The following is a 14,466-nucleotide window of genomic DNA, read 5'->3' on the forward strand; positions in this document are numbered from 1 at the left end:
CCGTTCCGGCACGAACTGCACCGGCGTGGTGCCGAGATGCACTGTCCGCGCATCGGGCCGGCGCTCCGGGATCTCACGCGGAGCCGCGGAGTCGCGGAGTCGCCGCCCTGCACCTCCGCGGCTCCGCGTCTTCGCGTGAGATCCAGCGATGCCCGGCGAGAAAACGCGTTCGTGTCGCGCGGAGTGCAGTTCGGAACACGGCGGTGCAGGTGGCGCCGGGAGGGGGACCGGGCGCGGGCCCGAAGGCCTATACTCGGCGTCAGAATCGCGGGGACCGCACGGCGCGCGTCCCGGGTTCGCGAACCGGCCGAGGAAACCATGAAGAGCATTCGTATCGCCGCAGTTGCCGTGCTGGTGCTGGCCACCGCCGCCTTCTTCTTCCTGCGCAAGGGCGGAGGCGAGGAGGCCCAGGCCTTCCGCACCGCGCTGCTCACCCGCGGGAGCCTGAGCTCCAGCGTGTCGGCCACCGGCAACCTGGGCGCCGTGACCACCGTGCAGGTGGGCACCCAGGTGTCGGGCCAGGTGTCGGCCATCTACGCCGACTTCAACGACCACGTGAGGAAGGGCCAGCTGCTGGCGCGCATCGACCCCACGCTGGCGCAGCAGGCCGTGCAGGACGCGCAGGCCGGGCTGGACCGCGCCCGCGCCGGGGTGCAGCAGGCGCAGGCCGACTACGCGCGCAACCGCCCGCTCTTCGACGCCAGGGTCATCACCGCCGAGGAGTTCCAGGGCTACGAGTACAAGCTGCGCGTGGCGCAGGCGGACCTGAAGAGCGCGCAGGTGTCGATGCAGCGCGCCCAGCGCAACCTGGGCTACACCGAGATCTATGCGCCCATCGACGGCATCGTCGTCGAGCGCAACGTGGACGTGGGGCAGACGGTGGCCGCCTCGTTCTCGGCCCCGCAGATCTTTTTGATCGCCAACGACCTGTCGAAGATGCAGATCCTGGCCAGCGTGGACGAGAGCGACATCGGCCAGATCCACAACGGCCAGCCGGTGACCTTCACCGTGCAGTCGTACGCCGACCGCACCTTCCGCGGCACCGTGAAGCAGGTGCGCCTGCAGAGCAAGACCACCGAGAACGTGGTGAACTACACCGCGGTGGTGGAGGTGGACAACGACGACGGCAAGCTGCTGCCGGGGATGACGGCCACGGTGGACTTCGAGACCGGCGCGGCGCAGGACGCCCTGCTGGTGCCCAACGCCGCGCTCCGCTTCACGCCGAGCGACGACGAGATGAAGAAGGCCGGGATCAACGTCGATTCCCTCAGGGCGGCCCGCGCGGCGCGCCAGGGAGCCAACGGCGGCGCCGGCCGCACCCGCACGGCGGACGCGGGTCCCTTCGGCGGCGGCGCCGCCGGCGGCCAGCGCCCGGCGGGCGCGCAGCGCGGCCAGGGCGGCCGCATCTGGGTGATGGACGGCGCGGGGAAGCTGAAGATGATCCGCGTGCGCACCGGGCTGACCGACGGCAAGAACACCGTGGTCGAGGGCAACGGGCTCACGGCGGGGATGAAGGTGGTGATCGGCTCGAACACGGCCGCTACGGCGTCCGGCGCGCAGCCGGCCAGCAACCCGCTGGGCGGGCAGCAGCGCACGGGCGGCGGGCCGCGCGGCGGCTTCTGAGGATGGAGGCGGAGATGAGCGTCATCCATGTCGAAGGCGTGACCAAGATCTACGGCAGCGGCGAGAACGAGGTGCGCGCCCTCCGCGGCGTGGACCTGACCGTGGAGCCCGGCGAGATGATCGCCATCATGGGCTCGTCGGGCTCGGGCAAGTCCACGCTGATGAACATCCTGGGCTGCCTGGACGTGCCCACGGGCGGCACCTACCTGCTGGACGGCGTGCGGGTGGACGGGCTGGGAAAGAACGCACTGGCCGACCTGCGCAACCAGAAGCTGGGCTTCGTCTTCCAGGGCTTCAACCTGCTGGCCCGCACCAGCGCGCTGGAGAACGTGGAGCTTCCGCTCCTGTACGACCGCGGCGGGCGGTGGAAGGACACGCGCGCCATGGCGGCCCATGCGCTGGAGCGCGTGGGCCTCGGCAAGCGGCTGGACCACCACCCCAGCCAGCTTTCCGGCGGGCAGCAGCAGCGCGTGGCCATTGCCCGCGCCCTGGTGACGCAGCCCACGCTGCTGCTGGCCGACGAGCCCACGGGGAACCTGGACTCGCGCACCACCGTGGAGGTGATGGCGCTCTTCCAGGAGCTGAACGAGCAGGGGATCACCATCGTGCTGGTCACGCACGAGCCCGAGGTGGCGCAGTACGCCAGGCGCATCGTGGAGGTGCGCGACGGTCTGATCCGCCGCGACCACCCCGTGGAGGGCCACCGGCGCGCCGCCGACGACCTGCGGGCACGGGACGAAGAGCTGCTGGAGGCGGCATGAAGAAGCAGACGCTGGTGCGCATCGCCGGGCAGAGCATCCTGAAGAACAAGATGCGCACGCTGCTGACGATGCTGGGGATCGTGATCGGGGTGGGCGCGGTGATCGTGATGGTGGCGGTGGGCCACGGCGCGCAGTCCACCATCGAGGCGCAGATCGGCAACCTGGGGACGAACCTGATCATGGTGACCCCCGGCGCCACCCAGCAGGGCGGCGTGAGCCAGGGCGCGCAGACCTTCAACCGGCTGACGGTGGACGACGCCGAGAAGCTGCAGCGCGAGGCCACGCTGGTCTCCGGCATCTCGCCCGTGGTGATGTCGCGCGGCCAGGTGATCGGGCCCGAGGGGAACTGGCGCACGCAGATCCAGGGCGTGTCCACCGGCTACACCACCATCCGCTCGTGGGAGACGTCGAGCGGCGCCTTCTTCTCCGACGCCGACGTGGCGGCCAAGCGCAAGGTGGTGGTCCTCGGCGCCACCGTGGCGCAGAACCTCTTCCCCGGGCAGGACCCGGTGGGGCAGCAGGTGCAGGTGAGGAGCGTGCCGATGACGGTGGTCGGGGTGATGGCGTCCAAGGGGCAGTCGGCCAGCGGCAACGACATGGACGACGTGGTGCTCCTGCCGTACACGACCATGCAGGCGCGGCTGTCGGGGGGGATGTTCATCGGGCAGATCCTGGCCAGCACCGCCTCGGCCAGCGAGATCCCGGCCGCGCAGGACGAGATCCGCGCCATCATGCGCGAAAGCCACCGGCAGGGGGATGGAGAGCCCGACGACTTCACCATCCGCAACCAGAACGAGCTGGCCGCCGCCGCGACGAGCACGACCGCGGTGATGACCTGGCTGCTGGCGGCCATCGCCTCCGTCTCCCTCGTCGTAGGGGGGATCGGGATCATGAACATCATGCTCGTCTCCGTGACCGAGCGGACGCGGGAGATCGGGATCCGCATGGCCATCGGCGCGCGCGGGGGCGACGTGCTCCTGCAGTTCCTGGTGGAGAGCGTGGTGATGAGCCTGCTGGGCGGGGTGATCGGGCTGATGGTGGGCTTCGGCGGCGCGGCGCTGCTGGGGCACCTGACCGGCTGGAGCACGTCGACGCCGCCGCAGGCGGTGGCCATCGCGGTGGGGTTCTCGGCGGCGGTGGGCATGTTCTTCGGGTTCTATCCGGCGCGCAAGGCCGCGGCGCTGAACCCGATCGAGGCGCTGCGCTACGAATGACGCTCCGTCCCATCGACGGGCGTGGACGATAGAGGAAGAGAGGCTGAGATGTTCGACCGGAACGGAATTTCGCGCTGGGCGCGGGTGGCGGCGGCGCTGGTGCTGGCGGCCACCGCGGCTCCGGCCCTGGCGGCGCAGACGGGTTCTCCGTCGACGCAGCCGACGGCGACCGCGGGGCAGCCGCGGACCATCACCTTCAGCGACGCGGTGCGGATCGCGCTGCAGCAGAACGGCACGCTGCGGCAGGCGGTGAACGCGGCGGCGCTGGACACCGTGGCCGTGCGGCAGCAGCGGATGCAGTTCCTGCCGGACGTGCGCTTCAGCACCACGACCTCGGGCAGCTACGACCGCGCTCCGGGAACGAGCACCGGCGCCGGCAGCGCGCTGTCGCGCACCAGCACGGCGCTGAACGCGGGCGTCAGCAGCAGCTACACGCTGTACAACGGCGGCGCCAACTCGGCCAACCTCCGCGCCGCCCGGCTGCAGCAGCAGGCCGGCGCCAGCGACGTGGAGCGCACGCGCCAGTCGGTGGTCTTCACCGTGGTCTCCAACTACCTGTCGCTCATCGAGGGGCAGGAGCAGCTGCGCGTGCGCAACGAGACGCTGGCCAGCGCGCAGGCGCAGCTGGCGCAGATCCGCGCCTTCGTGGACGCGGGCCGCCGCCCCATCGCCGACCTGTACACGCAGCAGGCCACCGTGGCCGCGGCGCAGCTGGCCGTGGTGCAGGCGCGCAACGCCGTGGAGCTGGCCAAGGTGGACCTGATCCAGACGCTGCAGCTGGACCCGCGCGGCGAGTACGCCTTCCAGTCGCCGCCCGCTGCGGCGGGGACCTCCGCCGTTGCCCCGCTGGACACGCTGCTGGACCAGGCGTTCGCGCGGCGGGTGGACCTGGCCGCGCGGCAGACTGAGCTCAGCGCCACGGAGCAGGGCGTGCGCGCGGCCAAGGCCGGCCGCCTGCCGACGATCTCGGTGAGCGCGGGGTACAACACCAGCGTGAACAGCCAGAACGACCTGGGCGTGTTCGACCAGCTGAACCAGCGGCAGGGGGGATCGGTTTCCGTGGGCGTGTCGCTTCCCATCTTCGACCGCGGCAACACGGCGGCCGAGGTGCAGCGCGCGCAGATCCTGCAGGACAACGCCCGCATCGCGCTGGAGAACCAGCGGCAGCAGGTGGGGCTGGAGGTGCGCCGCGCGTACCTGGACTGGCAGGCCGCGCAGCAGCAGCTGGCCGCCGCCGAGGCGCAGCTGACCGCCGCGCAGCAGTCGCTGAACGCCACCGACCAGCGCTACCGCGCGGGCGTGGGCACGCTGGTGGAGCTGGCGCAGGCGCGCTCGGTGCTCGCCCAGGCGCAGAGCCAGATGGTGAGCGCGCGCTACAACCTGGTCTTCCAGCGCACGCTGGTGGACTACTACATCGGCGAGCTGAACCCCGACGCGGTCGGCATCGGGTGAAGCAGGGAAGCGCGAGAGTGCGAGAGTGCGGAAGTACGCTGGGGGATGAGGTATGCGACGGCGGGCCGGGTGCGCGGATGCGTGCCCGGCCCGCGGTGCGTTCTCCGGCCTCGCGCCCTCTCCGGCCGGCCGAGGCCGTCCACCTCTCCCGTACCGGGAGAGGTAGCTTGCACGCATCACCGGCACACCCAAGCTTTTGTGTGATCATGGTATGCAGGCCGCGCGAATGCTGGACAGCCCCCCTCGCCCGGTACGGGAGAGGGCGAGCGCTCTAAGGCGCGGGGAGAGGGCGGCGCGGATGCCGCCGAAGCACACCCGCAACGTCCTCGCGATGAGTTTCCGGTGTTTCGGCGATGGTGAATCGTACGAGGTAGATAGAAGAAGATAAAAACGAGGGGCGATGTGGATGTAGACCTCCCCATCCTTGCTCCATCCCCGCCCGCGCCGCATGTTGGCGCCCGCGCAACCGCGCACTTTCGTACTCCCGTACTTCCGTACTCTCGTACTCTCGCACTGTCAGTGAAACCGTTCCTGATCGGAATCGCCGGGGGGACTGGCTCGGGGAAGACCACCGTGGCGCGGCGGATCTACGAGTCGCTGCACCTGGACTCGGCCGTGTTCCTCGACTACGACGCGTACTACAAGGAGCTCGCGCACCTCTCCGTCGAGGAGCGCCAGCGCATCAACTTCGACCATCCTGACTCGCTGGACACGGCGCTCCTCATCCACCACCTGGAGCGGCTGATCGCGGGCGAGCCCGTCGCGAAGCCGGTGTACGACTTCACCCGCCACACCCGCGCGCCCGAGAGCATCCCCGTGCAGCCGCGCGACGTGATCCTGGTGGACGGCATCCTCCTCTTCGCCGACGCACGGCTGCGCGAGATGTTCGACCTCAAGATCTTCGTCGACACCGAGGCGGACGTGCGCTTCATCCGCCGGCTCCGGCGCGACACCGAGGAGCGCGGGCGGTCGCTGGAGTCGGTCATCGACCAGTATCTCAAGACCGTGCGCCCCATGCACTTCGAGTTCGTGGAGCCCACCAAGCGCTACGCCGACGTCATTCTCCCCCGCGGCGGCCAGAACAACGCCGGCATCGAGGTCATCGCCGCCAGCATCCGCGAGCGCCTGGCCGAGAAGGCGCGCCGGGAGACAGTGGCGGCGTAGCGATCCCATCGCCGCTAAACCGTCCGCCGGCGTCGTTGCCGCCGTATCGGCGCAGTCCTACATTCCCCCGCTCCCAGCCACGGCGCATCTTCATCTCCCATCTCCCGATCACCGGAGAAGCGGGGAGAAAGCGCCGTCGCCGGTGCGGTCCGCGCACTTTCGCACTCTCGCACTTCGCACTTTCGCACCTATGGAACCGCAGCCGCGCGTCGGAATCATCATGGGCAGCCGCAGCGACCGCGAGACCATGCAGGAGGCCGCGCGCGTGCTGGACGAGCTGGGGATCGCGTACGAGATGGAGATCGTCTCGGCGCACCGCACGCCCGACCGCATGTTCCGCTACGCCGAGGAGGCCGAGGGGCGGGGGATCGAGGTGATCGTCGCCGGGGCGGGCGGCGCGGCGCACCTGCCGGGGATGACCGCGGCCAAGACCGTCCTCCCCGTCATCGGCGTCCCCGTCCTCTCCTCCACGCTGAACGGGCTGGACTCGCTCCTCTCCATCGTGCAGATGCCGAAGGGCGTTCCCGTCGCCACGGTGGCGATCGGGAAAGCGGGCGCGGCCAACGCCGGGCTCCTGGCCGCGCGCATCCTGGGCGGCCGCGACGCGGAGATCCGCGAGCGCTTGAAGGCGTACGCGCGGCGGATGGCCGAGGACGCGCTCGCCCCCGACCCCGCGCCGGCGTCGTGACGGCGGACGGATCCGCGGCCGGCGGCGTGTTCCTTCCCGGCGCCCGCATCGGCATCGTCGGCGGGGGGCAGCTGGGGCGGATGTTCGCGCTCGAGGCGCGGCGGATGGGCTACCGCGTGGTCGTCCTGGACCCCGGCGCCGGCGCCCCCGCCGCGCAGGTGGCCGACGAGCACATCCGCGCGCCGTTCAACGACCCCGCGTCGATGCGCGCGCTCGCCGAACGCTCGGACGTGGTGACGCTGGAGTGGGAGAACGCGGACGTGGCCACGCTCCGCGAGATCGAGCGCATGGTCCCCGTCCGCCCCGGCCCCGGCGTGCTGGAGGTGGCGCAGCACCGCGTCCGCGAGAAGGAGACGGCGCGCGCGCTCGGCGTCCTCACCGCGAACTTCCGCGCCGTCCAGACGCGCGGCGACCTGGACGACGCGTTGCGCGAGATCGGCACCCCCGCGGTGCTGAAGACCGCGCGCTTCGGCTACGACGGCAAGGGGCAGGCGGTGATCCGCGAGCCGTCGGAGGCCGGGGCCGCGTTCGCCGCGGTGGGGGGAGACGGGACGACGGAGCTGATCCTGGAGGAGTGGGTGCGCTTCTCCGTGGAGGTCTCCGTGGTCGCCGCACGCGGGGCGGACGGGGAGACGGCGTGCTTTCCGGTGGCCGAGAACGTCCACCGCAACGCCATCCTCGACGTCTCCATCGTCCCCGCCCGCATCGCCCCCGAGATCGCGGAAGAGGCGCGGCGCGTGGCGGTGCGCATGGCCGAGGGGCTGGGCGTGGTCGGCCTGCTGGCGGTGGAGATGTTCGTCGCGGAGGACGGGCACGTGCGGATGAACGAGCTGGCGCCGCGGCCGCACAACTCCGGGCACTACACCCTGGAAGCCTGCCCGGTGAGCCAGTTCGAGCAGCAGCTGCGCGCCGTCTGCGGGCTGCCGCTGGGCTCCACGGATCTCCTCCGCCCGGCGGCGATGGCCAACCTGATGGGCGACGACGCGGGGACGGCGCTGGGCCGCCCCGGCGTGGCCGAGGCGCTCGCCGTCCCCCAGACGGCGCTGCACCTGTACGGCAAGGCGGAGGCGCGGCCGGGGCGGAAGATGGGGCACGTCACCTCGCTCGGCGCCACGCCGGAGGAAGCGCTCGCCCGGGTGCTCCAGGCGCGCGCGCGGATCACGACATCGGGGTGAGCACGGTGCCCCTTGCGTTTCGCGCGCTCCGCATGCAATTGTAGAGAGGCCGCCCCAACGCCCCACGCGAGACCCAACCCTCAGCCGGACGCCTCCGTCCTCTCCCGGGGACGAACACCGCGTCGTCAGGAACGCTCCACGCCACGCGTTCCACCCTTGAGATCGTTGAAACACCCTGCTCCGCGGCCGCGTAAACAATTGGCAGCGCGCGGTGTACAGGGGTGCGTGGAACTGGCCCGGCCCTTGCCTTGCTCATGGGGTGAGGCGGGCGGATTTGGACCCCAGGAGGCTCCGTGATCCTTCACTGCAACTTCGAAGAGCTCAGGGCACTGACGGCGGCGTCGGAGCTGATCGTGGCGGACGCCGCCCACGGTCATCCGGGCTCCGTGGCGGCCCCGCCCGAGGGCGTGGGGATGGTGGAGCAGCTCATCCCGCGCCTGACGGGCGACGTCAGCATCGAGACGCTGGACGACCAGCGGCGCGTGCAGAAGGCGGTGTCGTTCATCTGCCAGGACCTGCACAACCGGCTGGACGAGCAGATCATCTCCACCAACAACCCGGCCAACGAAGACGCGGTCTCGCTGTACTTCGACTATGGCTACTCGCGCACCGTTCTCCACCGCCTGGACCTGATGGGCGCGGAGATGGAGGCCATCATCGACCTGATCCACGGCGGCAGCGCCGCCGCGGCCGGCAGCGTCACCTTCCCGGACTGACGTTACAAGCTGCCTCGATCCGTTACAGGGGCCCCGCACCGAACCCGGTGCGGGGCCTTTCCGCATCTCCATTCAAAATTGATGATGCGCGACGCTGGTGCACGGAGCGTCGAACGCCGAAATTGGAGATGTGTGTATCAGCCGCTCCGAGCGGCGTGCCGGGAATCCCGGAGGTTCGCCATGTCGACACAGCCTGCAGCCCGCCGCTGGACGTACGCCGAGTTCGCGCGTCTTCCAAGCGACGGAAACCGCTATGAGGTCATTGGGGGGGAGCTCTACGTGTCGCCTTCTCCACGCCCGCTGCACCAGGAGATCGTCGCCAGGCTGGGCGACGTCATACGTCCCTTCGTCGCGGAGCACCAGCTCGGACGGGCAGTTCCCGGTCCGATCGACGTGCTGTTCGCGGAAGGCGACTACATGGCCCCGGATTTCGTTTTCGTGTGCCAGGGCCGCGTCTCCTGTTTCACCCGCCGCGGACTGGAAGGCCCCCCGGACCTGGTGGTCGAGATCGTCTCTCCTGAAACGGGGCGTCGTGACCGCGGGCTGAAGCGCGACCGGTATGCGCATTTCGGGGTGGCCGAGTACTGGGTGATCGATCCGGAGAAGAAGCGCATCGAGATCCACCGCGCGACGGACGACCCGGGGCGGAAGACGGAGATCGCGACCGGAGATCTCATCTGGCAGCCCGTCCCCGGCGGTCCGGTGCTGACGCTGAACGTGCCGGATCTGCTGCGCGAGTGGTGACACACAGCCTCTCCGCGATCGCCCGCAATCTTGAACTGAGCCGTAGATGACCACCATCGCCGAAGCGCCCGCGGAGACGCGCCGAACCATCCGCGCGCCGCGCGGCAGCGAGATCTCCTGCCGCGGGTGGCAGCAGGAGGCCGCGCTGCGGATGCTGATGAACAACCTGGACCCCGACGTGGCCGAGCGCCCCGAAGACCTGGTGGTCTACGGCGGCACCGGGCGCGCGGCGCGCAGCTGGGAGGCGTTCGACGCCATCGTGGCCGCGCTCCGCGACCTGGCGGGCGACGAGACGCTCATCGTGCAGTCCGGCAAGCCGGTGGCCGTCCTGCGCACGCACGCCCACGCGCCGCGCGTCCTCATCGCCAACAGCAACCTGGTCCCCCGCTGGGCCACCTGGGAGAAGTTCCGCGAGCTCGAGCGGCTGGGGCTGACCATGTACGGCCAGATGACGGCCGGCTCGTGGATCTACATCGGCACGCAGGGGATCCTGCAGGGGACGTTCGAAACCTTCGGCGAGGTGGCGCGGCGGCACTTCGGCGGGAGCCTGCGCGGCACGTGGACGCTGACCGGCGGGATGGGCGGCATGGGCGGCGCGCAGCCGCTGGCGGTGACGATGAACGAGGGCGTGGTGCTGTGCGTGGACGTGGACCCGCACCGCATCGAGCGGCGCATCCAGACGCGCTACTGCGACCGCATGACGCACGACCTGGACGAGGCGCTGCGCTGGACCTTCGAGGCGCGCGACGCCGGCCGCCCGCTCTCGGTGGGCCTGGTCGGCAACTGCGCCGAGGTGCTGCCGGAGCTCGTCCGCCGCGGGATCACCCCCGACGCGCTGACCGACCAGACCAGCGCGCACGACGCGCTGAACGGCTACGTCCCGGCCGGCGTCTCGCTGGCCGAGGCGGCGGAGCTGCGCGAGTCGGACGCCGCGGAGTACCAGCGGCGGTCGATGGCGTCGATGCGCACGCACTGCGAGGCCATGGTGGAGATGATGCGCCGCGGTGCCATCACCTTCGACTACGGCAACAACCTGCGCACGCAGGCGCTGGACGCCGGGTACGCCGAGGCCTTCGCCTTCCCCGGCTTCGTTCCCGCGTACGTCCGCCCGCTCTTCTGCCAGGGGAAGGGGCCCTTCCGCTGGGTGGCGCTCTCGGGCGACCCGGCCGACATCCACCGCACCGACGAGCTGGTGCTGGAGCTCTTCCCCGAAGACGAGCACCTGCGCCGCTGGATCACCCAGGCGCGCGAGAAGGTCGCCTTCCAGGGGCTGCCGGCGCGCATCTGCTGGCTGGGGCAGGGCGAGCGCGCGAAGTTCGGGGTCGCGCTGAACGACCTCGTGGCCAGCGGCGAATTGAAGGCGCCCATCGTGATCGGGCGCGACCACCTGGACACCGGCTCCGTCGCCAGTCCCTTCCGCGAGACGGAGGGGATGAAGGACGGGAGCGACGCCATCGCCGACTGGGCCATCCTGAACGCGCTGGTGAACGTGGCCAGCGGCGCCAGCTGGGTCAGCTTCCACCACGGCGGCGGGGTGGGGATCGGGAACTCGCTGCACGCCGGCCAGGTGATCGTGGCCGACGGCACGCCGGAGATGCGCGAGCGCCTGGAGCGCGTCCTCACCAACGACCCCGGGATGGGCGTCGCGCGCCACGCGGACGCGGGGTACGAGGACGCGGTGGAAACCGCCCGCCGCGAGGGGCTGAAGCTGCCCATGCTGGACCGGTAGAGCCGGACGGCGGATGAGTAGCGCCCCGCTTCGGCCATCGAGGCGGGGCGCCGTCTTTTCTCCGGAATCGTGACGGAGCGGCCTTCGACAACGCCGCTTCCGGCCGTTATCTTCCTTCCCCCGGCGGGCATCTTCCCCACTTCCGCCGTTCCCCCGCAGGTGCGTTCCAACCGCGGGCAAATCCCCACATCCCGACCTCCAGATCCATCCGCGCCATGCATCCGCGGGCGCGTGGCCATCCGTCTGTCTCCCCACCACTTCCACTGCGTCGTGAGCGAATGAGGACGAAGGGCGAGGGAACCGTGCCGGAGCCGGAGACGCGCCGGGTGGAGGCCGGCGGCGTGCGGCTGCACCTGCTGGACTGGGGCGGGGAGGGCGATCCGGTCGTCTTCCTTCCCGGGATCGGGCAGAGCGCGCACATCTTCCGCACGCTGGCGCCCGCGCTGGGCGACGGGTTTCGCCCCATCGCCCTCACGCCGCGCGGGCACGGGGAGAGCGAGACGCCGGACTCAGGCTACACGCTGGCCGGTTTCGCCGCCGACGTGGCGGGGGCGATGGACGCGCTGGGGATCGCCCGCGCGGCGGTCGTTGCCCACTCGCTGGGCGGCGCGGTGGCCACGCGGCTGGCGGGGGACTTTCCCGAACGCGTGACGGCCGTCGTCTACCTGGATTCCGTGACGGACTACCGCGGCATCGGCCACATCCAGTACCGCAACCCCGCGCGCCCGCCGCCGCTGGCGCCCGGCGCGGGCGACGCGGAGGAGCGGGCGTGGCACCGCGCGCACATCTACGGCACGTGGGACGACGCGGTGGAGGCGGACTGGCGCGCGCGCCCGGCCGGCGCCGCGGCGCGCGCGCACCGGCGCGAGCTGATGGAGGCGCTGGTGGACAACGCGGTGCACTCGCGCGAGTCGTTCGCCTCGCTGCGCTGCCCGGCGCTGGCGCTGATGGCGGGCGAGTCGCTGGAGACGCAGTTCCCCTGGCTGGCGGCCGACGACCCGCGACGCGAGGCGGCCGAGGCGTTCCTGCGCACCACGCGCGGGCCGTGGCGGCGGAAGTCGGTCGAGCGCTTTTTGCGCGAGGCGCCGCGGGGGCGCGCGGGCGAGGTCCCCGGCAACCACTTCTTCTTCCTCTCCGCGCGCGAGCGCACCGCGGCCGAGATCCGCGGGTTCCTTCTCTCCACCCGATCCGGTCCGGTTCCATGACGCAGGGAATGGGGTACGTCGATCCCGCCTACCTGGACGCGGCCGCGCGGCTGGCCGCCGGCGGGAAGCGGCTGAGCTACGAGCGGATGCGTATCTCCCCCGGCGCCACGGTGCTGGACGTGGGATGCGGGCCGGGGACGGACACGCGCGCGCTGGCGGAGATCGTGGGCGCGGGCGGCTTCGTGCACGGCATCGACCACGACCGGGAGATGGTGGAGGAGGCGGAGCGCCGCGCCGCCGCCGAGGGCCTGGCCGGCCGCGTGGAGCACCGCCAGGGCGACGCGTACGCGCTCCCGTTCGCGGACGCCACCTTCGACGCGGTGCGGAGCGAGCGCCTGTTCCTGCACCTGGACCGCCCCGACCGCGCCACCGCGGAGATGGTGCGCGTGACGAAGCCCGGCGGCCGCGTCGTCGTCGCCGATACCGACTGGGGGACGCGCTCGGTGGACACGCCCGAGGTCGAGGCGGAGCGGAAGATCGCGCGGGTGCTGGCGGAGCACTGCCTGGCCAACGGCTACTCCGGCCGCCGGCTGTACGGATTGATGCGCGGCGCCGGCGTGCGGGACCTCGCGGTCGACCTCATCCCCCTGCACGTGGACGGCTACGAGCTCTGGCGCCTGCTCTCGCGCATGGAGATGGCGTTCGAGGAAGCGGTCCGCACGGGGGCGATGACGGAGGACGAGGTGCGGCGGCTGGACGACTCGTTCCGCGACAGGGACGCGGCGGGGACCTTCTTCGCCTCGACCACGGTGGTGATGGTGTCGGGGACGAAGCCGTAGCGGCGGACCCCGGCACCGCGGGATCTCACGCGGAGACGCGGAGGCGCGGGGAACTGCATCACGGAACGGATGAAATCACGCGGAGGAGCAGAGAAGCGGAGAGAGAGACCTCTCTGTTCTTCTGCTCCTCCGCGTGAAATCATCCGTGCCCGGCCTGCCGCTGTTGCATCGTCCGGCGCGGGAGACGACTTTCCATCGCCCACTTTCTCCATCTTCCTTCCCCGACCCATCCCCCGGCGCGCTCGTGGAACTGGTCATCGATCATCTCTGGAAGACGTATCCCAACGGCGTGGCGGCGCTGCAGGACGTGTCGCTCACCATCCCCCCCGGGCTGTTCGGCCTGCTGGGGCCCAACGGGGCGGGGAAGAGCACGCTCATGCGCATCCTGGCCACGCTGCAGGAGGCCGACGCCGGGCGCGTGCAGCTGGGCGAGGTGGACGTGCTGCGCGACCGCGAGGCCGTGCGCCGCACGCTGGGCTACCTGCCGCAGGAGTTCGGCGTCTACCCGCGCATCAGCGCCGAGGCCATGCTGGACCACTTCGCGCTGCTGAAGGGGATCACCCACCGCCGCGAGCGCCGCGAGACGGTGGACGCGCTGCTGCAGCAGACGAATCTGTGGAACGCGCGCAAGCAGCGCCTCGGCGGCTTCAGCGGGGGGATGCGGCAGCGCTTCGGGATCGCGGTGGCGCTCATCGGGCGGCCGCGGCTGATCATCGTCGACGAGCCTACCGCCGGGCTGGACCCGGCCGAGCGCGCGCGCTTCCTGAACCTGCTGAGCGAGCTGGGCGAGGCCGCGGTGGTCATCCTTTCCACGCACATCGTGGAGGACGTGAGCGACCTGTGCACGCGCATGGCCATCATCCAGGGCGGCCGCATCCTGCTGGAGGGCGAGCCGGCGGGCGCGGTGGATGCCGTGCGCGGCCGCATCTGGCGCCGCCAGGTGGACCGTGCCGAGCTCCCGGCGTTCGAGCACGCGCTCCCGGTCATCTCCACCACGCTGGTGGGCGGGCGCACGGTGATCCACGTCTTCGGCGACGCGCCGCCGGACCCCACCTTCGAGCCGGTGGAGCCGGACCTCAAGGACGTCTACTTCACGGTGATCCGGGGGATCCAGGTCGACGCGCGGGGAGCGGCTTCGGAGCCGTCATCCGAATCCCCCGCTGCCTCGCCGTACGTGAACCGCGTGATGGGGGATGAAATGGAGACGGCGGGGAAC

The 14,466-nt window shown here is 71.3% G+C and carries 12 protein-coding genes and 1 pseudogene; all 13 read left to right on the top strand.

Annotation, left to right across the window (positions count from 1 at the left end; all coding sequences use genetic code 11):
* The first annotated feature begins 318 nt into the window (after positions 1–318).
* Positions 319–1,623 carry an efflux RND transporter periplasmic adaptor subunit gene (locus tag VLK66_RS09900; RefSeq protein ID WP_325309241.1) on the top strand — a complete coding sequence of 435 codons (1,305 nt, stop codon included), beginning with the start codon at positions 319–321 and terminating at the stop codon, positions 1,621–1,623.
* 14 nt (positions 1,624–1,637) lie between these two features.
* Positions 1,638–2,384, top strand: coding sequence for an ABC transporter ATP-binding protein (locus VLK66_RS09905; RefSeq protein WP_325309242.1), 747 nt, complete (start codon positions 1,638–1,640; stop codon positions 2,382–2,384).
* Positions 2,381–3,598 (top strand): ABC transporter permease, encoded by a 1,218-nt coding sequence (locus VLK66_RS09910; protein WP_325309243.1) that lies wholly within the window; start codon positions 2,381–2,383, stop codon positions 3,596–3,598. The genes VLK66_RS09905 and VLK66_RS09910 overlap by 4 nt, the downstream gene beginning before the upstream one ends.
* A gap of 48 nt (positions 3,599–3,646) precedes the next feature.
* On the top strand, positions 3,647–5,050 hold the full coding sequence (locus VLK66_RS09915) for a TolC family protein (RefSeq protein WP_325309244.1): 1,404 nt from the start codon (positions 3,647–3,649) through the stop codon (positions 5,048–5,050).
* Positions 5,051–5,569: 519 nt separating this feature from the next.
* A complete protein-coding gene (udk, locus tag VLK66_RS09920) occupies positions 5,570–6,214 on the top strand; it encodes a uridine kinase (protein ID WP_325309245.1) in 645 nt (214 codons plus the stop codon).
* A 220-nt stretch (positions 6,215–6,434) separates the two neighbouring features.
* A complete protein-coding gene (gene purE, locus VLK66_RS09925; protein WP_414676463.1) occupies positions 6,435–6,902 on the top strand; it encodes a 5-(carboxyamino)imidazole ribonucleotide mutase in 468 nt (155 codons plus the stop codon).
* The gene (locus VLK66_RS09930; RefSeq protein ID WP_325309247.1) at positions 6,899–8,077 is read left to right on the top strand and encodes a 5-(carboxyamino)imidazole ribonucleotide synthase; all 1,179 of its coding nucleotides are present in this window, start codon (positions 6,899–6,901) and stop codon (positions 8,075–8,077) included. The genes purE and VLK66_RS09930 overlap by 4 nt, the downstream gene beginning before the upstream one ends.
* Positions 8,078–8,370: 293 nt before the next feature.
* The gene (locus VLK66_RS09935) at positions 8,371–8,793 is read left to right on the top strand and encodes a hypothetical protein (RefSeq protein WP_325309248.1); all 423 of its coding nucleotides are present in this window, start codon (positions 8,371–8,373) and stop codon (positions 8,791–8,793) included.
* A 180-nt stretch (positions 8,794–8,973) separates the two neighbouring features.
* The gene (locus VLK66_RS09940) at positions 8,974–9,537 is read left to right on the top strand and encodes a Uma2 family endonuclease (RefSeq protein WP_325309249.1); all 564 of its coding nucleotides are present in this window, start codon (positions 8,974–8,976) and stop codon (positions 9,535–9,537) included.
* Positions 9,538–9,583: 46 nt separating this feature from the next.
* Entirely contained in the window at positions 9,584–11,266 is a 1,683-nt protein-coding gene (gene hutU, locus VLK66_RS09945; RefSeq protein ID WP_325309250.1) for a urocanate hydratase, read from the top strand.
* A 278-nt stretch (positions 11,267–11,544) separates the two neighbouring features.
* Positions 11,545–12,471, top strand: coding sequence for an alpha/beta hydrolase (locus VLK66_RS09950; protein ID WP_325309251.1), 927 nt, complete (start codon positions 11,545–11,547; stop codon positions 12,469–12,471).
* Positions 12,468–13,250, top strand: a complete 783-nt coding sequence (locus tag VLK66_RS09955; protein WP_325309252.1) for a methyltransferase domain-containing protein — start codon at positions 12,468–12,470, stop codon at positions 13,248–13,250. The genes VLK66_RS09950 and VLK66_RS09955 overlap by 4 nt, the downstream gene beginning before the upstream one ends.
* 244 nt (positions 13,251–13,494) lie before the next feature.
* Positions 13,495–14,358, top strand: a pseudogene (locus VLK66_RS09960) (ABC transporter ATP-binding protein); the annotation flags it as partial.
* Positions 14,359–14,466: the final 108 nt, after the last annotated feature.

It is taken from the genome of Longimicrobium sp., assembly GCF_035474595.1.
Lineage (GTDB): Bacteria > Gemmatimonadota > Gemmatimonadetes > Longimicrobiales > Longimicrobiaceae > Longimicrobium.